The organism is Neobacillus solisequens (genome assembly GCF_051233465.1).
Taxonomy (GTDB): domain Bacteria; phylum Bacillota; class Bacilli; order Bacillales; family Cytobacillaceae; genus Neobacillus.
In genome coordinates this window covers 289352-312859 of sequence record NZ_JBKFGJ010000002.1, presented here as the reverse complement: position 1 = coordinate 312859, position 23508 = coordinate 289352, and the positions used below count along the sequence as shown (strand labels likewise).

General features: G+C 38.9%; 22 protein-coding genes. 7 read left to right on the top strand and 15 right to left on the bottom strand.

Going from position 1 to position 23508, the window contains the following annotated elements; genetic code table 11:
* The first annotated feature begins 1 nt into the window (after position 1).
* The gene (locus tag ACI3K6_RS02035; RefSeq protein WP_335478341.1) at positions 2-793 is read left to right on the top strand and encodes a TIGR00266 family protein; all 792 of its coding nucleotides are present in this window, start codon (positions 2-4) and stop codon (positions 791-793) included.
* Between the two features lie 235 nt (positions 794-1028).
* On the opposite strand, the gene ACI3K6_RS02030 is transcribed toward ACI3K6_RS02035, so the two are convergent.
* From ACI3K6_RS02030 to ACI3K6_RS02000, 7 genes are all read right to left on the bottom strand, one after another.
* On the bottom strand, positions 1029-2486 hold the full coding sequence (locus ACI3K6_RS02030; RefSeq protein ID WP_435553492.1) for a DUF4153 domain-containing protein: 1458 nt from the start codon (positions 2484-2486) through the stop codon (positions 1029-1031).
* A 70-nt stretch (positions 2487-2556) separates the two neighbouring features.
* Positions 2557-3192, bottom strand: a complete 636-nt coding sequence (locus ACI3K6_RS02025; RefSeq protein WP_435553491.1) for an HAAS signaling domain-containing protein — start codon at positions 3190-3192, stop codon at positions 2557-2559.
* Positions 3173-3520, bottom strand: a complete 348-nt coding sequence (locus ACI3K6_RS02020) for a PadR family transcriptional regulator (protein WP_435553490.1) — start codon at positions 3518-3520, stop codon at positions 3173-3175. The genes ACI3K6_RS02025 and ACI3K6_RS02020 overlap by 20 nt, the downstream gene beginning before the upstream one ends.
* 123 nt (positions 3521-3643) lie before the next feature.
* Positions 3644-3817, bottom strand: coding sequence for a hypothetical protein (locus ACI3K6_RS02015; RefSeq protein WP_435553489.1), 174 nt, complete (start codon positions 3815-3817; stop codon positions 3644-3646).
* A 91-nt stretch (positions 3818-3908) separates the two neighbouring features.
* Complete coding sequence (locus ACI3K6_RS02010) at positions 3909-5351, bottom strand: amino acid permease (RefSeq protein WP_435553488.1); 1443 nt, start codon at positions 5349-5351, stop codon at positions 3909-3911.
* A gap of 325 nt (positions 5352-5676) precedes the next feature.
* On the bottom strand, positions 5677-6969 hold the full coding sequence (locus tag ACI3K6_RS02005) for a Glu/Leu/Phe/Val family dehydrogenase (protein ID WP_435553487.1): 1293 nt from the start codon (positions 6967-6969) through the stop codon (positions 5677-5679).
* A gap of 39 nt (positions 6970-7008) precedes the next feature.
* Positions 7009-8211, bottom strand: coding sequence for an ornithine--oxo-acid transaminase (locus ACI3K6_RS02000; RefSeq protein WP_435553486.1), 1203 nt, complete (start codon positions 8209-8211; stop codon positions 7009-7011).
* 368 nt (positions 8212-8579) lie between these two features.
* On the opposite strand from ACI3K6_RS02000, the gene ACI3K6_RS01995 reads away from it, so the two are divergent.
* The 4 genes from ACI3K6_RS01995 to ACI3K6_RS01980 all read left to right on the top strand — a co-directional run bounded on the left by ACI3K6_RS01995 (position 8580) and on the right by ACI3K6_RS01980 (position 12432).
* Positions 8580-9998 (top strand): sigma-54 interaction domain-containing protein, encoded by a 1419-nt coding sequence (locus tag ACI3K6_RS01995; RefSeq protein WP_435553485.1) that lies wholly within the window; start codon positions 8580-8582, stop codon positions 9996-9998.
* A gap of 198 nt (positions 9999-10196) precedes the next feature.
* Complete coding sequence (locus ACI3K6_RS01990; RefSeq protein ID WP_435553484.1) at positions 10197-10403, top strand: methionine aminopeptidase; 207 nt, start codon at positions 10197-10199, stop codon at positions 10401-10403.
* Between the two features lie 359 nt (positions 10404-10762).
* Entirely contained in the window at positions 10763-11104 is a 342-nt protein-coding gene (locus tag ACI3K6_RS01985; protein ID WP_335481247.1) for a hypothetical protein, read from the top strand.
* Between the two features lie 176 nt (positions 11105-11280).
* Entirely contained in the window at positions 11281-12432 is a 1152-nt protein-coding gene (locus ACI3K6_RS01980) for a polysaccharide deacetylase family protein (RefSeq protein ID WP_435553483.1), read from the top strand.
* A 27-nt stretch (positions 12433-12459) separates the two neighbouring features.
* On the opposite strand, the gene aspA is transcribed toward ACI3K6_RS01980, so the two are convergent.
* Positions 12460-13884 carry an aspartate ammonia-lyase gene (gene aspA, locus ACI3K6_RS01975; RefSeq protein WP_435553482.1) on the bottom strand — a complete coding sequence of 475 codons (1425 nt, stop codon included), beginning with the start codon at positions 13882-13884 and terminating at the stop codon, positions 12460-12462.
* A gap of 410 nt (positions 13885-14294) precedes the next feature.
* Here aspA and ACI3K6_RS01970 point away from each other — a divergent pair, with 410 nt between their 5' ends.
* Positions 14295-16706 (top strand): cytochrome P450, encoded by a 2412-nt coding sequence (locus ACI3K6_RS01970; RefSeq protein ID WP_435553481.1) that lies wholly within the window; start codon positions 14295-14297, stop codon positions 16704-16706.
* Positions 16707-16962: 256 nt separating this feature from the next.
* Positions 16963-17418 carry a CBS domain-containing protein gene (locus ACI3K6_RS01965; RefSeq protein ID WP_435553480.1) on the top strand — a complete coding sequence of 152 codons (456 nt, stop codon included), beginning with the start codon at positions 16963-16965 and terminating at the stop codon, positions 17416-17418.
* Between the two features lie 50 nt (positions 17419-17468).
* Here ACI3K6_RS01965 and ACI3K6_RS01960 read toward each other — a convergent pair whose 3' ends face one another.
* The 7 genes from ACI3K6_RS01960 to ACI3K6_RS01930 all read right to left on the bottom strand — a co-directional run bounded on the left by ACI3K6_RS01960 (position 17469) and on the right by ACI3K6_RS01930 (position 23426).
* Entirely contained in the window at positions 17469-18305 is an 837-nt protein-coding gene (locus ACI3K6_RS01960) for an aldo/keto reductase (protein ID WP_435553479.1), read from the bottom strand.
* A gap of 330 nt (positions 18306-18635) precedes the next feature.
* Positions 18636-19484 carry a sirohydrochlorin chelatase gene (locus tag ACI3K6_RS01955; RefSeq protein WP_435553478.1) on the bottom strand — a complete coding sequence of 283 codons (849 nt, stop codon included), beginning with the start codon at positions 19482-19484 and terminating at the stop codon, positions 18636-18638.
* 126 nt (positions 19485-19610) lie between these two features.
* Positions 19611-20210: an adenylyl-sulfate kinase gene (gene cysC, locus ACI3K6_RS01950; protein WP_335477818.1), complete on the bottom strand. Its 600-nt coding sequence runs from the start codon at positions 20208-20210 to the stop codon at positions 19611-19613.
* A gap of 12 nt (positions 20211-20222) precedes the next feature.
* Positions 20223-21371 carry a sulfate adenylyltransferase gene (gene sat, locus ACI3K6_RS01945; protein ID WP_435553477.1) on the bottom strand — a complete coding sequence of 383 codons (1149 nt, stop codon included), beginning with the start codon at positions 21369-21371 and terminating at the stop codon, positions 20223-20225.
* A 20-nt stretch (positions 21372-21391) separates the two neighbouring features.
* Complete coding sequence (locus tag ACI3K6_RS01940; protein ID WP_435553476.1) at positions 21392-22435, bottom strand: inorganic phosphate transporter; 1044 nt, start codon at positions 22433-22435, stop codon at positions 21392-21394.
* 67 nt (positions 22436-22502) lie between these two features.
* Entirely contained in the window at positions 22503-23219 is a 717-nt protein-coding gene (locus ACI3K6_RS01935; RefSeq protein WP_435553475.1) for a phosphoadenylyl-sulfate reductase, read from the bottom strand.
* Positions 23220-23294: 75 nt separating this feature from the next.
* The gene (locus ACI3K6_RS01930; RefSeq protein ID WP_435553858.1) at positions 23295-23426 is read right to left on the bottom strand and encodes a YezD family protein; all 132 of its coding nucleotides are present in this window, start codon (positions 23424-23426) and stop codon (positions 23295-23297) included.
* Between the last annotated feature and the right edge of the window lie 82 nt (positions 23427-23508).

Below are 23508 nucleotides of genomic sequence, written 5' to 3'. Positions count from 1 at the left end.
CATGAACAATCATGAAATTGATTTTAAAATTTATGGCGATGATATGCAATTTGTTGAAGTTGAGCTTGATCCACAGGAGACAGTTATTGCCGAGGCAGGCAGTTTTATGATGATGGATGATGATATACATATGGAAACTATCTTTGGAGATGGTTCTAGCGGTGGAGGCACTGGCTTGATGGGCAAGCTGTTCAGCGCCGGTAAACGTGTTCTTACAGGTGAAAGCCTGTTCATGACAACCTTTACAAATGGTGGAAGCGGCAAAAAACATGTGTCTTTTGCGGCCCCCTATCCAGGAAAAATCATTCCAATGGATTTAAGTCAATTAGACGGAAAGATTATCTGTCAAAAAGATGCATTCTTGGCAGCGGCAAAAGGCGTTCAAGTTGGCATAGAGTTTCAACGTAAAATTGGGGTCGGATTCTTTGGCGGTGAAGGCTTTATTATGCAAAAGCTTGAAGGCGATGGAATGGCATTTGTTCACGCCGGCGGGACTATTACGAAAAAAGACTTGCAACCTGGGGAAACACTTCGGGTGGATACAGGCTGTTTAGTGGCTATGACTAGTGGAATCAGCTATGATATTGAATTTGTGAAAGGAATTAAAACGGCTTTGTTCGGTGGCGAAGGTTTGTTCTTTGCTACATTACGAGGACCTGGTTCTGTTTGGATTCAATCACTGCCATTCAGTCGTTTGGCCAGTCGTGTATTCGCTGCAGCCCCTTCACGCGGTGGTTCACGTGATGAAGGCAGCATTGCCAGAGGACTTTTTGATATGTTTAATGGGGATTAAGATGATGGAAAGGCGGAGCCGGATTGGCTCCGCTTTTTTGTTTGTGGAGGTTTGTTGAATTCATCAATGGTTTTGTTGAATCCTTCTATTTTTTTGTTGAATTCACCTGTAGCATTGTTGAATCCTTTATTTCTATGTTGAATTCACCTGTAGTTTTGTTGAATCCTTTATTTCTTTGTTGAATTCACCTGTAGTTTTGTTGAATCCTTCTAAAAACAGGGACAAATCTACTTCATCAATCAAGATTAAGCTCTTTAAGCTTCTCAAAAGCCTGCTCCCGTTTTAAATTAAATGATTGCCACGGATAAGTCTCCACCATCGCTTCCTGTTTTCGTTCTTTTAAAATAGTAGCTAAACCATCAATATATTGATCTTCCTCATAAAGATCCATTAAACCTAAAACACCGGTATAGGATAAACTATTTAGATAGTGAAGATCAATTTTCTCTGTTACTTGATATCTCTTGATATTTTCTTTTACCACAATTCGATTCAGATCAATCATGCAGATCGAAGTGTAATACACTAGCGAAGCAACAAAATAGAAGTGAAAAAGAGACAGTTTTTCCATCCAAATTTTCACAAGTGTATACATAAATATGAGCCCAAGAAAGATCATGAAGGAGTGGGCTAACACCCTTGTCAATGTATAACCATACGCATCTTCATACAGGCTTAGCCGTATAAAGGCTGAACATAACATTACCGCACTGGAAACCACAATTAAAGTCAACAACGTTTGCGTCAATCGTTTCAAGAAACCATCCTCTTGTTTACCTAACCATAAAACCATTACTGTAATAGAAAGATTAATGATCGTCACAAACAACAGTTCAAAAAAGCCTTTTCTAGCGTATTCCGCATAGGTGAAGTCCTGGTCCAGCGACCCGCCAAAAAAATATTTGAATTGGACCACCGTAAATAATACATAAACTACATTCATGATAATTAATACCGTAATGGTGATGATGCTATCCAGTTTGATTACGGTCACTTCCGATTGCTTTAATACTGTAACCTGTTTTTTGAATAGCACTTGAAGAAATCCAAAGAAAGCAATGGTAAAAAGAAATATGACAACTGATCGGAAGACAACTTCCCCATCCAACATGTTAAACCAGTTTGGAATACCTCCGATTAATAATTCAAATTGTGTATCAGCCATCATTAATAATCTCATGACTACAAGCATTAGCGGAAAAGCAATAACAACTCCTAGTGCTATCTTTTTTCCTACTATAAATTTTTGATGATCTACATCACCTTTAAAACCTTTGCCTATTTGTTTCGTAAAGCTGACATCATATTTAATGGCATTAAGTATTCTTGAAAAAATCAAGGCCATAAAGGACATTTGGTTCCACTTCAAGTTTTTGGGGCCCGTGACCAAAACTAAATGAAAAATGACTAAAGCTGGAATGAACAATATATTTAATACATAAAAAAGCATGCTGTCATTAAGAACATAGCTTGCTGATAAAAGCCATATACAGCAAAGAATTAGATAACCCAGACGTTGATGGGAAAATACGAAGCTTTTGCTACGGTAAAACAATACTGCATAAAAAGCTAAAATAAAAACAAGATAGGAAATCCCGATTTGTCCACGAAAAAAAGCCTCCTCAGCCAATATACCCAATATTAAGCAAAAGACTAAAAAAACCCAATCTGACTTTTCAATTTTTTGTACCATTGTTTTCCCCTCTTTTATATAGATTTTCTATATACATTGTTATTCTAGGTATAATTTCAAAAAAAATTGCTTATATGGATGCTTTCCTACCCCAACGATAGCCCAACAAGCAGATTGGATAGAGGAACATCGTTAAAACAATACAAGCAATGATAAACGTTTTTGTCAATAAAGGTGCAAACCATGAATTCGGTATAATATGAAAGACAGTTAAGACCATTAGCATTAAATTTGGTATTAGTGATAAGAGAAAAGTTTTCTGAAGCAGCTTTCGTCCTCCATGACCAAATCCTCTTCCTATTTCATAGCCAAGCAGAGCCCAAAAAAATAAATATAAAAAGGCAATGAGGGTTGGGGTTGCGGTTAACTGTTCCCAAACAACCGTAAGCCAATCCCAACGAAACAAATTATGAGCCAAGGTTAAAAAACTGCCCCCCAAAAAGAAGCATATATTTAACAGGATGAACAACCATTTCATATTACTTGGGGTAACCGTAAGCTCTTCCCGCCAGGCCTCGGCAATTTCCTCGGGGCTGCCTAACCGCGAAATGAACAAATTCATAAGTTCTTCTTCTGTACATTGAAAATTTTCAAGAATCATCTCATCAATATGGCATTCATATTCGCGTAATATCGAATCTTTATCTTCGTGATTCCCCAATTTCACACCAAGGTCTTCAAGGAATTTATTCTTTTGCTGTTCCATGATTAGTTCTCCCAATCACTTTGTTCATTACTTTAACAAAATCCCGCCATTCTCGTGTTTTTTCATCTAAAACCTCTCGGCCTGCAACGGTGATCCGGTAGTATTTGCGTGCAGGACCCTTTTCCTGTTCCTGCCAATAGCAGTCAATATACTCTTGTTTTTCAAGTTTATGAAGGGCAGGATATAAGGTACCCTCTTTCACACTCAAGCCATTGTCGCTGCGCTTCTCCAATTCTTTCACAAGTTCATATCCATACATATCACGTTCATCAAGTAACTGAAGTAAAATTAATGAGGTACTCCCCTTAACTAATTCTCGGTTAAACATGTTATTCACCTACCTAGATTTATTAGGTACATAGATATTCTATATCTATTAAAAAACTTTGTAAAGGAATTATTGGTAAATTTTCCTCCAAAGAAAAAGCAGCGATGTTCCCATCGCCACTTTTTACTTCATTTTCAAGTTTTTTTGCTGCTTGTTAATGTACTCGTCACGTTCACCACCATCAGATAGTTCTTCTGAAAATTCATGAGCAACATTACTTCCCGGCAATTTTCCTGTTTTTATTGTTTTTGGCGGCAGATTATTGTTTGGCGCTGATTGTCCATTCCATTTTCCCATGTTAATCACCTCACCAATAGTATTTGGTGAATGAATTTGTTTATCCACAAAAAAATGCCCGGATTTATATCACCCGGACATCGATTAAAGATTAAATAATCATACGCTTGTCATCTTGTAATTGTAATTCATGTTCTTCCAATCCGCCTTCTTCACGGCTCTTTTTAATGCGGAAATGGTAGATCAAATAACAGGCAATGACGAATGGTACCCCAAGGTATAGGGCTAAGCGTTGCTCAGAGTCAAACGCTAAGCTGACTAATACCGAAATATTTAAGACTAAAGCAATAATCGGTAAGAGCGGGAATAGCGGTGTTTTGAATTTTAGCTCCTCCACTTTTCCGCCTTCGCGAATAAACACTCTACGGAATGCAATTTGTGATGCTGTGATGGAAATCCAGCCCACTTGCGCACCGAGCCCGGCTACTGAAAGCAACCAAACAAAAACGGTTTCCTCTGCGAAAAATCCAGATAATAAAGATAATAATGCAATACCAATCGTTAATACTAATGCATTAATTGGTACCCCGCTCTTGTTTACCTTCGCTAAAGACTGGCTTGCCATTTTTTCACGAGACATCGCATACAACATTCTTGTTGCAGCATAAAGTCCTGAGTTTGCAACAGAAAGTAATGCAGTCAAAATAACGAAGTTCATAATATCTGCAGCATAAGGAATACCAATACTATCAAATACGACAACAAATGGGCTCTCGATGACACCTGCTTTGTTCATTGGGATGAGACCAGCTAAAACAAAGATTGCCAAGACAAAGAAGAATAACGTACGCCAAACTGTTTGTTTAATTGATTTTGGAATTGTTTTTTCAGGCTCTTCACTTTCACCCGCAGCAATTCCAATTAACTCTGTCCCTTGGAAGGAGAAGTTTACGGTAATCATGGTTATAATCAATGCAGTTAATCCATGTGGCAGAAGACCATGTGCTGTAAAGTTGCTCATAAATGGTGCACTATGGCCGCCTTTCATATGAATTAATCCGAACATGGCAGCTCCACCTAAAACAATGAACATGATAATAGCTAGAATTTTTATGCTGGAGAACCAAAATTCTGCTTCTCCAAACGCTCTTGCAGATAAAGCATTTAAAAGGAATAAGATAACAGCAAATACACCGCTCCAAACCCATACATCAACATGTGGAAACCATCTTTGCATTAATTGGCCTGCAGAAAGTAATTCCAAAGCCACTGTTACTGACCAACCTAACCAATATAGCCATCCTAGTGCAAAACCTGTTCCAGGACCAATAAATTTAGTAGTATACGTTTGGAATGAACCGGATACCGGCATGGCAACAGAAAGTTCGCCAAGGCAAAGCATGGTCAAAAACATGATAATACCGCCAACAATATAAGAGAGAATGGCTCCAGTAGGTCCGGCCTGACTAATTGTATAACCAGAACCCAGGAATAAGCCAGAGCCAATGACACCCCCAAGTGAAATCATAAATAAATGCCGTGATTTCATCGTTCTTTTCAATTCGTGAGTAGATTGGTTTTCTTGTAGCTGCATTAAATTTCCCCCTTTGTTTGAATGCGCTTCCAAAATAAGTAAATGTCTTGATAAAAATAGGAGAATTTTAGAATCCCAGACATGATGTTCACATCTTTGTCACAAAAAATAGCTTAATATATTTGTCGACAAATTACAACACCAAATCTTTCTAAAATTTTCACTATTATAAACTTTTATAATGCAAATACCGTGCCAAGCCTAAAAGTTGAATTTGTGAACATTTTTCGAACAAAAACCGCAAATTTTTTTGGCACACATGGTCGTTTTTTGCATCACACATGCAAAAAAATGCTCTTCCCATCGAAATGGAAAGAGCGTTTCATTATACCCAGCCTCTGAAGCTTGCTGCTTCCGCCATCTTTCTAATACCGACCATATAGGCTGCTAATCTCATATCAACTTGATGTTTTTGAGCTGTTTCATAAATAGTTTCAAATGAATGAACCATAACCTTAACTAGTTTTTCATCTACCTCTTCTTCCGTCCAATAATAACCTTGATTATTCTGTACCCATTCGAAGTAGGAAACTGTCACACCGCCTGCACTAGCCAAAATATCCGGAACGAGTAGAACACCACGTTCTGAAAGAATCTTTGTCGCTTCAAGTGTTGTTGGCCCATTTGCTGCTTCTACAACAATTTTCGCCTTAATATTAGCAGCATTTTCAACAGTAATCTGATTGGAAATTGCCGCAGGAACGAGAATATCACAATCCAATTCCAACAACTCTTTATTGGAAATCGTATTTTTAAATAGTTGAGAGAACGTACCAAAGCTGTCTCTGCGATCAAGTAAATAATCGATATCAAGACCATTTGGATCATGAACAGCACCGTATACATCAGAAACAGCAATTACTTTTGCACCAGCATCATGCATAAATTTCGCCAAATAACTACCTGCATTTCCGAAGCCTTGGATAACGACGCGAGCACCTTGTATGTTAAACCCTTTTTTCTTAGCAGCTTCATCAATACAGATCGTTACACCACGGGCTGTAGCTGTTTCACGACCTTGAGAACCACCCAAAACAATCGGTTTTCCGGTAATAAATCCCGGAGAGTCGAATTCCCGTAAACGACTGTATTCGTCCATCATCCAAGCCATGATTTGTGAGTTTGTGTATACATCTGGTGCTGGAATATCTTTCGTAGGTCCTACAATTTGGCTGATAGCACGAACATATCCTCGGCTTAAACGTTCAAGCTCTCTAAAAGACATTTTCTTTGGATCACAGATGATACCGCCTTTACCGCCACCATATGGTAAGTTAGTAATTCCGCACTTTAAGCTCATCCAAATTGATAATGCCTTTACTTCTTCTTCATTAACTTCTGGATGAAAACGAACGCCACCTTTTGTTGGTCCGACAGCATCGCTGTGCTGAGAGCGATATCCAGTGAAAATTTTAACCGTTCCATCATCCATCCTTACAGGAATTCTCACGGTTAACAAGCGAAGCGGTTCCTTTAATAATTCGTACATTTCGTTAGGATAGCCCAGTTTACCCAATGCTTTTTGAATTACGGTTTGAGTAGAATAAAATAAATTTAATGACTCTTTTTCCTCTTGCTGTTCCTTTGAAATTTCAGTTGTCATTGAATTTGCAGTCATCGTTCACACCTCATTGGATTTGATTATAGTCATAAAAAATTACGCTAAAACTTTTTTAATTTTTTCAAGCGCCCAGTCAATTTCCTCTTTGGAAATAACTAATGGAGGTGCGAAACGAATAACGGTATCATGAGTTTCTTTACATAGTAAGCCTTCTTCTTTCAATTGTTCACAATATGGTCTTGCTTCTTCAGTCAACTCTACTCCAATAAATAATCCTTTTCCGCGAACATCTTTAATAACAGGATTTTTAATAGATTTTAATTCGTTCAAGAAATATTCGCCAAGTTCAAGAGAACGTTCAGCAAGTTTTTCTTCTTCCAACACTTCCAATGAGGCAATAGAGACTGCACAAGCGAGTGGATTTCCACCAAAAGTTGAACCGTGCGAACCTGGATTAAAAACTCCAAGTACATCAGAATTGGCCACAACACAAGAGATCGGGAATACTCCTCCGCCAAGAGCTTTACCCAAAATCCACATATCCGGCTTAACATCTTCCCAATCGCAGGCAAACATTTTTCCAGTACGTGCCAAGCCTACTTGGATTTCATCAGCAATAAACAAAACATTATTTTCTTTACATACATCAAAGGCTTGCTTTAAGAAACCTTCCGGTGGCAAGATAATTCCGGCTTCACCTTGGATTGGCTCCATTAAGAATGCTGCCGTATTTGGAGTGATGGCTGCTTTTAATGCTTCTAAATCACCATATGGAATTAATTTGATGCCAGGTAGCATTGGGCCGAATCCACGCTTATATTCAGGATCAGAAGATAATGACACGGCTCCCATTGTCCGGCCATGGAAGTTGCCGACACAAGCAATAATTTCAGCTTGATTTTCTGCAATGCCTTTCACATCATAGCCCCAACGGCGTGCCGCTTTAAGAGCAGTTTCAACAGCTTCAGCTCCGGTATTCATCGGCAGAGCCATTTCTTTTTCTGTTAGTTTGCAAATTTTTTCATACCATGGTCCTAACTGATCATTATGGAAGGCACGAGATGTTAATGTCACTTTATCTGCCTGTTCCTTTAATGCCTGAATAATTTTTGGATGACGATGTCCCTGATTTACGGCAGAATAGGCGCTAAGCATATCCATATAGCGGTTTCCTTCAGGATTTTCTACCCAAACCCCTTCTGCTTTCGCAATAACGATTGGCAGTGGATGATAGTTATTGGCACCATATTTTTGTGTTTGTTCAATTAAATTAGATGTTTTAGAAGTTGTAGCTGTCATGTGTATTTCCCCTTTGTTTTAGAATTATATTTTTATAGATTTCAAACGTAGTTTTTTGCCTGCATATGAGGCAATTAAAAATCAGGGCCTTTAAAAGCTGTTTTATTTTTTTCTAAAGAATAATCTGTAAATGGTTCACGTGAATACGTTTTCATTTATTCCCCCCATTTTGTTTGTACAAATACCTATATTGCATTTTTCGTGCCAACTTTTTTTGGTAGATAAATTCACATTTTCGCCATATTTGATGCCAGTTTTTTTTGCGTTTTTTCATCTCTCACCATTAAAAACGCAAAAATATTTTGCATTTCAATGCTAAGTTCGTTTAAAATAGTGCAAAAAGGGATCATTAAGAGGGAGATAAATTTATGGAACAGACAAAAAGGTCGGTGAATCATTTGGAGTATCTAAATCAATTTTATAAGAGAATTTTAGATGAAGTTGATGTTGGGATTCATGCGGTCGATGAAACAGGAAAAACGATTATTTATAACAAAAAAATGATGCAGATAGAAGCTATGGACATTCAAGAGGTTATAGATAAAAATCTTCTGGATGTATTTAGATTCAAAGACAATCAAACTAGTACGCTGGTAAAAGCTTTACAAGAGGGGAAAGAAACCAGCAATGTGAAACAAACCTATTTTAATAATAAAGGCAGAGAGATTACAACGATTAACAACACGATTCCCATTTTCCATGAAGAAAATGTTCTGGGGGCCGTGGAGATTGCCAAAGATGTAACCAAACTGGAACGGCTGATGAAAGGTAATTTGAATAAAGGCGCAACCAGGTATACATTTGATCATATTATTGGCAACAGTCCAGCAATTAAAGAAGTCATTGAAGCGGCAAAGCGAGCAAGCAGAACAGCTTCCTATGTCCTTATTGTTGGGGAAACTGGAACGGGAAAAGAATTATTCTCGCAAAGCATCCACAATGCTAGCAATCGATTGTCCGGCCCGTTTATTTCTCAAAACTGCGCAGCTTTACCAGATAATTTAATTGAAAGCCTATTATTCGGGACCAAACGAGGAGCTTTTACCGGTGCAATGGATACCCCCGGTTTATTTGAGCAAGCAGAAGGTGGAACACTGCTTCTCGATGAAATAAACTCATTGAATCTAAATCTGCAAGCGAAGCTGCTTAGGGTTTTACAGGAGAAAACCATTAGGAGAATTGGTGATACAAAGGATACCTCTGTAGATGTCAGGGTCATCGCCAATATTAATGAAGACCCCATTGATGCAATCGCCAATAATCATTTACGGAAAGACTTGTATTATCGACTTGGGGTCGTCACCATTTTTGTCCCGCCGTTACGGAATCGAAAATCCGATATTCCTCTTTTAGTTCAGCATTTTATCGAAAAATATAATGATATGTTCCATATGAACGTAAAGGGGTTATCAAAAGAGGTTGAAAATTCCTTTTTTGAATATGAATGGCATGGTAATATTCGTGAACTTGAACATATTATTGAAGCAGCCATGAATATCATGGATGACGAAGATGTCATCCAGTATGCCCATCTGCCTTATCAATACCGCAACAAAATGCAACTCAAAGAACGGATGCTGCCGATCTCTTCTGTCGATACATTCATCTCCGATATGGCAGATGAACCGGTGCCGCTAAAAGAGCAATTGGAGTTATTTGAAAAATCATATATCGATCATGTTCTAAATAAAAACGACAGAAATATTTCAAGAACAGCAAAATTACTTGGATTAAGCCGTCAAAGCCTACAGTATCGAATGAAAAAACTGGGTATCTTTACTGAATAATTTTTTTCTAAAGGTGGATGGCTATTATGCCTTTCGCCTTTTTTTTTAACAATTAATGTAAACAAAATAGGATTTTATACATAAAATTATTATTACATAATAGTATTTTTTTAGGACAATCTTTACTATTCTTTCTTCATTCGATGCATAAATATTCCATTTTTCCTCCAAACTAAGTTTAAAGATGAGGTGAAAAAAATGGGACTGCTCAGTTCATTTAATCAATGGAGAGAGGCAAAATACCAAAGTCATCTCTCCGATATGAAGGACCAAGGCAAATGCCCAGATTGTGAGGGCCGCGGCTACACGATTTATCCTTATAATGAATTTGCTTACTTTAATTCTTATGAATGCCCTGGGTGCCAAGGCAGCGGTCATTATACTGATTGGGAAGAATTTAGATAATACCTATAAAAACTCGCTAGCTGAAAAAGCGGGTTTTTTTTTCCGAATGGCTGTGTAAAAAAACAGTGTTGATTTTTACACTCTGTTGATTGTAGCGGAAGGTGCGAAGACTCCTCGAAAATGCTAACGCATTTCCTTCGTGCGTGGGCGAATTCCAGGAAGAAATTCAATGTCCTGTGGGAGACGGTTCTGGAGAGACCCCGCAGGCGCAAGCGCCGAGGAGGCTCGCCGAAACGCCCACGAACCGCTTGCACCTGGAGCGAAAATCAACAGACAATTTTAACAGAGCCTTCCGAATAAAAATCATTCAATGGTCCAAATTAAACTTATCTATGTTTGAGTTCACTGGAGGTGCCTGAATGTCTGTACTTGTCCATCAGACGTTTATCATTAAGCAAGATAAATTTAAAGAAGGAATTGAAAATTTACGAGAGATTAAAAAATTTAGAATGGAAAATTATAATCATAAGGTCGAAATCCTTACACCTATATCGGGTAAAGATCATACATATGCTTTACTCACCACTTATGAGGGTCTAGCTGAAATGGAACTGCAAAATAAAAAAATGTTTGATGATGATGAATACCTAGAATTAATCGGTCCTTTTTTCCTGGAAAACATCGTGGAAAACAGTATGTATACGCAAATCTACCGTACCCTAAGCGATAAGAATACCGAGAAAAAAAGTGAAAAAAAATAATGTATTGCTCCCCCCTGCAGAAATTACAGTACTGCAGGTTTTTTTTTGGACAACTGCACCATTTTTAACTTAATGATATAATAAAATTAGAAATCCTCATCCTGCATGATCCTTCTCTTTGAACTACGCTAGGTATGCTCCCTGGATTCTTACTAAAATAGATCGGGGGAAACCTTATGACAAAAATCCTGATTTTAGTTGGGCTGATCTTATTTACAACATTTATCATTTTAGCTGTTATTTCTTTCATTAAAAAGACTGGTATGCGATGGTTTTACTCCATTTTAAGTGCAATTTGTTTAGCAAGTGTTCTATACACTTTATTTTATTTTGATGTGGGCCCGAACGACAAAAATCAAGCAAATCCTGAAAATCCACCTAAAACTGAAGCTCCCGGACCAAGCCCTGGAGAGCACAAACCTGACCCAGGAGGACAAGAACCGCCTGAGGAAACTCCCCCACCTAAAGATGACCCAATGATCCCTACCCCGTCCGATACTGATAAAATTATCATTTCTTCAGATCAAGTGGTAAAGTATACCGTTGTGAAAGGCGACACACTTTGGTCTATTGCGAAACGCGCGAATCTTACAGTTGACAAAATTAAACAATGGAACAACTTAAAATCTGATGCAATCTACGCTGGACAAATTTTACTCCTTTATGGAAAAAATGCTGAGCCTCCCGTAACCACCCCACCGCCAAAAGAAGATCCACCACCAGCCACGGTCTCTTCAAAACTCATTTATAATGGCAACGAGAAGCAAAAAGAGATTGCCCTGACCTTTGATGCCGGCAGTGACGCTGCAGGGATCAGTATTTTAGATATCCTACGAAAATATAACATTAAAGCTACCTTTTTTCTCACTGGGAAATGGGTTGAAAAATTCCCGGAATATGCAAAAAAAATCGTGGCAGATGGCCATGAAATTGGGAATCACACGTATTCACACCCCGATGCGGTTAAAACAACATCAGAAGCTTTTAAAGCGGATATTATAAAGGCCGAACAAATAATCAAAAACATTACAGGAAAAACACCACGTCCGTATTTTCGCTTCCCTTATGGCTCTTTTAATGATGCAGCCCTGAAAACAGTTGGTGAGGCTGGTTATCCATATAGTATCCAATGGTCCATCGATACAATTGACTGGAGGCAGCCATCCGTTGAAGAAATCGTCTCTCGAATAGAAGAAGGAGCGAGCAATGGGGATATCATTCTGATGCATATTGGTGGGATCCATACTCCCGAAGCTGTTAATAAAATCATTCCGATTTTGCAGGAAAAAGGATATAAAATCGTGACATTAACAGAGGTATTAAATTAGGGCTGCTTTTCATAGCAGCCCTTACTTTTAATCCCGATCTAATAATGAAGCTCCCGCAATGCCTGGTTCGGTCATTTCATAGATATTTAATATTAAGTCTAATTCTTCTTCTGTTAAAACGTCATGCTGCAAGCACAGTTCACGAACCGACTTCCCTGTTAATGTTGCCTCACGTGCAATTCTGGCGGCAATTTCATAACCTAGATGAGGATTCACTGCGGTGATGATCCCAACACTTTTTTCTACGTAATCCTTTAATCTCTCGGCATTGGCTTCGATGCCTCTTAAACAATTATCTGTAAAAGAGCGGAAACCATTATTCATGATGCTGATGGATTGCAGCAGATTAAATACTAAAACAGGCTCCATCACATTCAATTCTAACTGGCCGGCTTCAGAAGCAAGACAGATGGTATGATCATTGCCGATTACTTGGAAAGCGATTTGGTTAATTAACTCAGGCATTACCGGATTTACTTTTCCCGGCATGATGGATGAACCTGGTTGACGAGCAGGAAGACTGATTTCAGCTAACCCTGCACGTGGTCCGGAAGCCATTAACCTTAAGTCATTCGCAATTTTTGACATATTCATCATGCACACCTTAAGTGCAGCGGAAACCTCTGTATAAGCATCTGTATTTTGGGTGGCATCCACTAAATGATCCGCATTCACTAACGGCAGACCACTTATTTCGGCTAATTGCTTTACCACATCTTGGATATATTTCGGGTCAGCATTTAATCCAGTACCTACTGCTGTTGCTCCCATATTTACCTCATATAAGTGATTTCTGGAATCTTCAATTCGTTTAATATCTCGTGCTAGAACTCGACTGTAAGCTTCAAATTCCTGTCCAAGACGGATCGGTACAGCATCTTGAAGGTGAGTACGTCCCATTTTGATCACTTTTTCAAACTGCTTTGCTTTTTCCTGAAACACCTTATGCATTTCTTTCATGGTGTCTAATAATTTTTCTAATAATTTAAGGGTAGCAATATGTATCGCCGTAGGGAACACGTCATTTGTTGATTGTGACATATTGACATGACTGTTTGGACTTAAATGTTTATAAGCCCCTTTCTCATGTCCCATCAATTCAAGAGCACGGTTAGCTATAACTTCGTTGGCATTCATATTCATCGAAGTACCTGCACCACCCTGAATCGGGTCTACGATGAACTGTTCGTGCCAATTACCTTCAATAATTTCAGTGGCTGCCTGAACAATTTTTTCACCAAGCCCACTGTATAGACGCGTTGTGTTCATGTTAGCAATGGCTGCAGACTTTTTCACGATTGCAAGCGCTTTAATTAATTCTTCATGGATTCGATACCCAGTAATCGGAAAGTTCTCTACTGCTCTTAATGTCTGAATTCCATAATAAACACCAGCAGGAATCTCTTTCTCCCCTAAAAAATCATGTTCAATCCGTTTTACATTATTCTCCATTTACTATCCCACCTTAAAAAATAAAACTTTCATAGCAATAATAACATATATTTTAAACTTGTCTCCTTTTTAAACTATTAATTTTATAATTACTCTCTGTATATTGATAATGGTGACAGACACCATTGGAAATTACTACGTTAAAATAATAATTTATTTGCGTTTCCATGCCCTTAAACCTTTATCATCATTTGTTAAAAAATAAGTGAGACTTTCACAATTATGAAATCGCTTTCATTATTTTTCACAATTTAACAGGAATTAGGAGATTTTGAATTCAGAGAATATTGTAGAAATTTGTCAGAATTTTTAATTAGTTGTTATCTTATATTATCACAACTTAAATGTTATAATTTACTAAAATATTATTTCGAAATTATAAATGAAAGTTAGAAAGAAAGGAAGGATTAATGGTGTCAACAAATAGTAACAAGACTGAAATTCCGCAACCAAAAACCTTTGGTCCGTTAGGGAATCTCCCACAATTAGACCTGCAAAAGCCATCCCAATCAATCATGAAGCTTGCCTATGAGTATGGACCAATTTTTAAACTCAAATTCCCTACAGGGACAGGTATTTTCATATCTTCTGGAGAATTGGTCAAGGATGCCTGTGATGAATCCCGTTTTGATAAGCTTGTGAATGCACCGTTACAGAAGGTCCGATCTTTTTCGGGTGATGGTCTTTTTACGAGTTGGACGAAAGAAGAAAATTGGAAAAAAGCCCATAATATACTGCTGCCGAGCTTCAGCCAAAGTGCCATGAAGGGTTATCACTCCATGATGGTGGATATTGCTGTACAACTAATCCAAAAATGGGGCAGGCTTAATTCTGATGAAAGTATCGATGTTCCTGAAGATATGACAAGGCTTACGCTGGATACAATTGGGCTTTGTGGATTTAACTACCGTTTTAACAGCTTCTATAGAGAAAAACCCCATCAATTTATTCAATGTATGTCCAGTGCTCTTGATGAAGCAATGAATCAGAGCAATCGTCTTGGTATTCAGGATAAATGGATGGTAAAGAAAAGACGACAATTTAAACAGGATATCCAATATATGTTCTCTTTAGTAGACGAAATTATCAAGGAACGTAAATCCAGTGAAGAACATGATGGTGAGGATCTTCTGTCAAGAATGCTGAATAGTTCAGATCCCGAAACTGGTGAAAAATTAACAGATGAAAATATCCGATATCAAATTATTACTTTCTTAATTGCCGGTCATGAAACAACCAGTGGGCTTCTTTCATTCACTTTGTATTTTCTTATGAAACATCCAGAAAAATTAGCAAAGGCTTATGAGGAAGTGGATCGCGTTTTATCTGGTTCAGTACCGACCTACCAGCAGGTGCGAAATCTTAAGTATATACGAATGATTTTAAATGAGTCTCTAAGATTGTGGCCAACCGCCCCTATGTTTTCGCTTTATGCCAAAGAAGACACGATTCTGGCCGGTAAGTATCCACTAAAAAGACGTGAAGTTGTTAACATAATGAATTTAAAACTCCATCGCGATAAGGATGCTTGGGGCGACGATGTCGAAGAATTTAAACCGGAACGATTTTCCGATCCAAAAAAAGTGCCACACCATGCATATAAACCGTTTGGGAATGGACAACGCGCTTGTATCGGACAACAGTTTGCCATGCATGAGGCTACCCTGTTAATTGGGATGATCTTAAAACACTTTGAATTAATTGACCATACAAATTATCAGCTCGAGGTAAAAGAAACCTTAACCTTAAAACCAGATGGATTAACGATGAAAGTCCGCCCGCGTGATCCTGAAAGTAATTTTGCCTTAATGGCTAGCGATACAGACAATACTCAACAGTATTTTGAAAAACAAGCTTGGGCAAACCAACAATCCATTAAGAATGCACATAATACACCGCTTCTTGTGCTTTACGGTTCGAATATGGGGAATGCTGAAGGAATGGCTCGCGACCTATCCTTAACAGCACGCTTCAAAGGATTTCGGAGTGAATTCGCTGCGCTCGATGAATACGCTGGCGTACTCCCAAAGGATGGTGTGGTGATAATAGTTACCTCCTCTTACAATGGGAATCCTCCAAAAAATGCTAGAAAATTTGTCAAATGGCTTAAGGATGCTGAACCTGCTTCTTTAGAAAATGTAAAATATGCCGTATTCGGATGTGGTGATACAAATTGGGCAAGCACCTATCAAAGCGTTCCAACTCTAATAGACGAAAAGCTGAGTGAATTGGGAGCCTACCGTGTTTCACCAAAAGGTCAAGGAGATGCTAGCGGAGATTTTGATCTGCATTTTGAAGAATGGCACAGTCAATTATGGCCAAACATTTTTCATACTTTAGGATTAGAAATGACTGTTGACTCTGACACATCAAGTACACTATCTGTACATTTTATTCAAGAGAATGAAGATGCAAACAATGCTACTCCTTCTCATCCAACTTTCAAAGGGAGGTTATCTCAAAATCCTTCTGATGTTGTAGAAAAGGCTCTTAACCGATTCGCATTAAATGGGAATGAACTCATCCTTCTATCTGGTAACAAAGAAAAATTAGAACATCTTCCGCTGGATATACCAGTCCGAATGCGGGATTTGTTAACGTATAGTGTCGACTTACAGGAACAAGTTACGGAGAAGCAACTCCATGAACTTGCCGAACATACAGTTTGTCCCCCTCATAAACGTGAGTTGAATGAAATGAAAACAGGCATAAATAATGTAAAAATGACGATGTTGGATTTATTGGTAAAGTACCCCGCTTGTGAACTACCCTTTGAACAATTTATCGAGCTCTTAGAACCTCTCAAAGTGAAGGTTATGTAATTCGTAATAGGCAGCTTAGTCTGCCTATTTTTTAGTTGCTTGAATGTATTACCTTCCCGTTTTTTTCCATAAATCTATCTGCTCCCTTTAGACTCGCCAATAGTCGGTTTTTTTGAAAATGGCAATCACGTTTTCTTCTATACTTTATAAATAGTGAGGAAAATTATAGGAGATGTAGTCGATTGAAAAAAATATTAGGAGTATAATAGCTATATTCAATCCTTTTCGAAACCATTTGGATTAAGGAGGAAACACTATGAAAGCAAATGAGATCATGATAACCCAAGTCCACAAAGTAAAGGAAAGTGATTCAGTCAGGTCGGTAATCGAGAAATTCTTAGAGTACCGGATCAGCGGACTTCCTGTGGTTAATGATAGAAATGAAGTAGTTGCTTATGTTAGTGATGGCGATATTTTGCGTTATATTGGGAAGCATGAAGACCGTGTAGTGGATAATTTCTATTACACTTTTGTCATAAAAGGGGACCAGGAAGAGTTTGAAGAACGGGAAAAACGTCTGTTAAACCTTAATGTTATGGAAATTGCTAAAAAGAAAGTTTTCACTGTGTCTTGGAATGAAGATATTGAGAACATTGCTGCTTTTTTAGGAAAAAAACAAATTAAGAAAGTCCCTGTAGAACGAAATGGCGTTTTAGTGGGGATTATCAGCCGCGGTGATGTCGTTAGAAATGCATTTAAAGCACTTCTATAAGTTATTGAAAAACGGTCACTATTCAGGGTAGTGACCGTCCTCTTTTAGGTTTAGAAACCATTGGTAAAATGGTCAGGATCTGGACCAACTCGTTCATCTTTATTTAAGCCATCGATTCTAGCCATATCATCTGCTGAAAGCTCAAAATCGAAAATATCAGCATTCTGAATAATCCGCTCTTCTTTAATAGATTTTGGAATAGTGACGACCTTATTCTGTACGTCCCAACGCAGGATTACTTGAGCAGCCGTTTTTCCGTATTTTTCAGCAATTTGATTTATGGTTGTATCTTCCAGAAGTTGTCCCTGCTTTAGTGGTGACCATGCTTCAAGCTGGATTCCTTCTTTTTGGCAAAATGCCAAGAGTTCTTTTTGTGTTAAATGTGGATGGAATTCCACTTGATTGACCATAGGCTTGATTTCAGCATCCTTTAATAATTCCTCTAAGTGATGAACATTAAAGTTGCTGACTCCGATTGCCCGGACTTTACCATCTTTATATAATTTTTCAAGAGCCTTCCATGTTTCTTTGTATCGATCTTTGCCTGGCCAGTGGATTAAATATAAATCGAGGTAATCCAAACCCAATTTCTTTAAGCTTGTTTCATATGCCTGCAAGGTGGATTCATAGCCCTGATCAGAATTCCATACTTTTGAGGTAATAAATAGTTCCTCTCTTGGAATTCCTGATTCTTTAATCCCTATTCCCACTCCTTCTTCGTTTTGATAGACGGCAGCGGTATCAATGCTGATATAACCATTTTTAATAGCAGCCTTGACAGAATTAACCACTTCTTCTCCTTCTTTGACTTTGAAAACCCCTAGTCCAAACCAAGGCATTTTGATTCCGTTATGTAAGGTAGTTGTATCTTTGAGACTCTTTGGCATATGATAACCCCTCTCTTATGTTATATGGATTAGACAGAACTTTAGTATATCCAACCTACTCCACATTCATTTTACAATAAAATGTTTCGACTTCCAAAATATTTTATCCTATAAAAGTGCTTTCCAAAGTAGGGTTTGATTTACGCTCCAGGCACTTCGCTTTCAGCGGGCGGTCCGGGGAGCCTCCTCAGCGCTTTGGCGCCTCCGGGGTCTCTCCCCTGCCCCGTCCTCCCGCAGGGAGTCTACGTGCCTTCCACTCCAATCAACGTGTATAAAAAACGTATTATTCAGGTTATTAAAAAGAACCTCAAAAAGGTTCTAATTAATGATTCATTGAATTAAGAGGTCTTCAAAAATTTTGTGCCTGCTTAAAGGAACGGTGCTTATAATTGAGTGCCCTTGTTTTTGTAAGCGGCGGACTTTTTGCTGGACTTCGTTTAACAGGAGGCCGGAAAATAATAAATAGGGCACAACAATGATTCTCTCGGAAGTTTCTTCTGTTAGCCTTTCTAATCCTTCTGTCAATGTTGGACGGCATGCCGCTAAAAAACAAACAGAAATCCGCTTCGCATCAAGTCGGCACTGCAGGCCATTGGCTATTTGATCAAAAGCAAGCTGAATGGCCGGGTCGCTGCTCCCCCTACCGACTATTAACACTGAATCATTTTCTGAAACCTCACCTGCGGTATCCTTTATTAACTCGGCAAGCCCGTCCAATAGGCAATCTTGAATACCAAAAGGCTCGGTGATTTGAAAAGAAACCTTTGGAAATAGCATACTAATCTCATTAAGTGCTTTTGGGATATCTTCTTTAATATGGGCGGCAGCCAAAAGAAATAAAGGAACAACAGTAATTTCTGTTGCTCCCCTTTCTACGCATCGACGAAATCCTTCGGCAATGGTCGGTTCAGCCAACTCTAAAAAGCTAATTTCTTGAATGGGTACATTACTACGCTCCATTACTCGCTGAATGAACGCTTTTGCCTCTTGAAGTCCTGTTTTAGAACGAGTTCCGTGACCAATGTAAAGTATTGCTTTCAATGATGGCTGCTCCTTTCTATTTTGCTCTGTTAAACTTGTATGTTGATTTCCGCTCCAGGCACTTCGCTTTCCGTGGGCGTTTCGGCGAGCCTCCTCGGCGCTTGCGCCTGCGGGGTCTCTCCAGAACCGTACTCCCACATGATTTTCTTCCTAGACTTCGCCCACGCACGAAGGAAATGCGTTAGCATTTTCGAGGAGTCTTCGTGCTTTCCGATCCAATCAACAGGGTTTAAAATCAACAGTATTCTTTAACATAGCCTTCTACTAAATAATTTCTTTCTTATTCAAATAATCCAAGACCTGCTTAACAGCTTCTTCCACTTCCACTGCATCCGAATGAATGATCAATTCAGGCTGTACCGGAGCTTCATACGGGGAATCAATACCGGTAAAATCCTTGATTTCTCCTCGTCTTGCCTTGGCATATAACTGTTTAGGATCCCTTCGTTCACATTCCTCAATTGGACAGCTAATGAAGATTTCAATAAACTCTCCTTGTTCAAACAGCTCCCGGACTTGATCGCGATCAGAACGAAATGGTGAAATAAAAGCAGTGGTAACGATTTTTCCACTGTCCACGAACAGTTTCGCCACTTCACCTATTCTACGGATATTTTCTGTACGGTCAGCTTCAGAAAAGCCGAGATCTTTATTTAAGCCGTGTCTAATATTATCTCCATCAAGTACATATTCACTAATTCCAAGACGGTGCAACTCATGGGATACGGCATTGGCGATTGTTGATTTCCCAGAACCAGATAATCCGGTAAACCAGAGAACACAACTGCCGTGTCCATTCCGCTGGCGACGATCTTCTTTCGTGACTGTTGTATTATGCCAAGTTATATTCGTTGCTTTAGACATCCCAATTCCTCCCTATGCGTGAGCTTTCTCTCGTAAACCTTCAATTAGTACTTCAACAACCTCTTTACGGCTGAATGTGGAAGGCGGAAGTTCACCAGCTCGAAGCATTTCACGCACTTTTGTTCCTGAGAGAATCACTCTATCTTCTTTACCATGTGGACATGTTTTATCAGATGCCATTCCTTCGCACTTTGTGCAATAGAAGCTGTGCTCAAAGAATAAAGGTTTAATTCCTAACTCTTGTTCTGTAAAGTTACTGAAAATATATTGGGCGTCATATGTCCCATAATAGTTTCCAACACCAGCATGGTCACGACCGACGATGAAATGTGTACAGCCATAGTTCTTACGGGCAAGCGCATGGAAAATGGCTTCACGCGGACCGGCATAACGCATGGCAGCAGGATGTACTCCTAGCTGTACACGGTCACTAGGATAATAGTTGTCAAGTAATGCCCGATAGCTTTTAAGGCGTACATCTGCAGGGATATCATCTGATTTTGTTTCGCCAACCAATGGATTCACAAACAATCCATCAACTGTTTCTAAAGCTGCTTTTTGAATGTATTCATGGGCACGGTGAATTGGATTCCTTGTTTGGAAACCAACCACTGTTTTCCAACCCTTCTCTTCAAATAGTACTCTTATATCTTTTGGCTCAAACCAGACATCGCCGAATACGCCTTTTTCTGGTTTCTTAACTAGAGTTACATCCCCAGCAACATATACCGGGCCTCTTTCAAAAAGTCGTTTCACTCCAGGATGTGCCAATTCATCTGTCTTATATACCTCGACAGCTTCCTTTTGAAGATTTGGTTCATACCATTCAGAAACCTCAATTACGCCATATACAACATCTTTATGCTTTAATTTGATTTTCTCGCCTACTGCTAAATTAGCTGCAAATTCTTGTGAAACAGGAAGGTTAACAGGGATTGACCAGATGGTATCATCTGCTAAACGCATTCTGCTAACAACCGATTCATAATCCTTTTGCCCTAAAAAGCCTGTTAGGGGGCTAAATACACCAACCCCGATTAACTCTAAATCACTAAGAGCAATTGAGTCAATTTCTAATTCTTTTGCAATATCACTATAATCGAAATTGGGACGATATGAATTTATTAATTTTCCGCCATGTGGTTTTGGTAAAAATGACATTTTCAATCAACCTTTCTTTATTAGAATTCCTTAGGTACATTAGTTTCTGTGACATTTGTTTTTGAAATGGGGCGTTTCATTAACGATCGTACGCCAAACACAGATATAAGTGCCCCAATGATCATGATTATTGGGTAAACATTTCTAACGATTACTAATTGAATTATTGTATATGATATGACCATCGACAAAACTGGCGAAACTATCCAAACTGTTAACAATTGAACTACAATATCCTTTTTTAACACGGATAAACCATGCTTGGCAAAACCGATACCGATAATGGAAGAAGTCGTAATTTGTGTAAGCGGAACTGGAATGCCGAAAACGGATGCTGCTGTAACAATACTTGCTCCAGTTCCTGATATGATACATCCTTCTTCAAGTCTAAGGTCTGTTATTTTTTTACCGTTGGTCTCAATAACCTTGTGACCAAGAATGATGGCACCTACTGCTACTGCCAGTCCTCCCCAGAAAATTCCGTCCCCTTTTGATATGATGGAAGCTGCAACAAGTGGTCCTACTGCATTGGCAACATTATTCATCCCCGCTGAGAACGCTTCAAACAACCCCATAAAGACAACTAGAATAGACAGGATTGGAATAAATTTTGGTTTTTCAACCAAACCTTTGATCGTTTTTATTTTTAAAATTTTTATAGCGAGAATGGCGATGATAAACGCCGCAAATGGAGTTAGTAGCCAGAATAGGGCAATCCACAAAATATTGCCTAAAATAACAGATTGATAAACAATCCCTGCCCCAACCACGGAGCCTACTGCTACTTCGCTGGTAGAAAGTGGTATACCAAAGGTATTTGCCAAAAACAGTGATAGTGCAGCTGAGGCTAATACAATTAATGCAATAGCATTTGTAAAAGTCTCACTTGGAACGATTCCGCTTCCTATTGTTTTGACAACTTCCCCACCCCCAAGCCAAGCACCAAGGAATACAGCTGCTCCGCATAGGAGGAGAGCTACTCTCTTTTTCACCACTCCGGCGCCGTACGAGATCCCCATTGAGGCTGCCGCTCCACTCGCACCGATATTGATTGCAAAAAACAAACCTATTATAATCGCGATGATGGTAAGCGTAAGGAATCCCTCCTTTTCCCGTGCTATGGGAAGTTCATTATTTCATGTGCAAGCCGCACTCTGTTTTTCCGCTGCCAGCCCAGCGCCCTGCACGGGAATCTCCACCTTCTAAAACAGCCTGAGTACAAGGGAAACACCCTATGCTTGGGTAATTGTGGTCATGTAATTCGTTATATGGAAGATCTTTTTCACGAATGTAATTCCAAACCTCATCCCATGTCCAGTGAATAAGCGGGCATATTTTAATATTTTCAAATTTTTCATCCCGGTTAAGGAATTGTGTATCTTTGCGGGTTGGCGATTGCTCCCGACGCAAACCTGAAATCCAAGCTTGTTTTGAGGTTAATGTTTCTCTTAACGGAATGACTTTTCTTAACTGACAACACTGGTTAGGATCCCGTTTCCAAAGTGCAGACCCATACTGTGCAGCTTGTTCATCCAAACTAATGGCAGGCTTTTTCTTTTCAATTTTTAATTCCGGGAACCGTTTCTGGATTTTATCAATCACATCATATGTTTCCGGAAAATGAAGATCTGTATCTAAGAAAACGATATGGGCATCTTTTTTCACCTGATAGATCAAATCAATTAGGACAATTGCTTCTGCCCCAAAACTTGATGAATAAACGATTTGATCTTCAGGATAACTTTGGTATGCCCACTCTAAGACGGCAAGTGCCCCTTTTGTATCATCCTCTATAGAAAAGCTATCGGAGATTTGGCTCCAATTTTCAAATATAATCGCAGTTTTCATCGTAATTCCTCTCCTCTGCTTATAAAAAAGGCAGTCTTCATCTGAATATGTGAAGACCGCCTCTAGTTTGTCTAGTCAGCGTGGCTTATTTGATTGAAGACGAACCTTTTCATTTTTCTCAATTTGGATGATCTTTCCATCTTGAACAACCAGTGTGATGGAGCCGTAATTTAATTCTTCTAGCATTCTTTTAATCTGCTTGGAAATTTCCTCCCATTCAGATGTTTGCAAATGATTCGCCTCCTTTTCTAAAATATCTGTTATTTATTCCACTTAAGGTACCACCTTT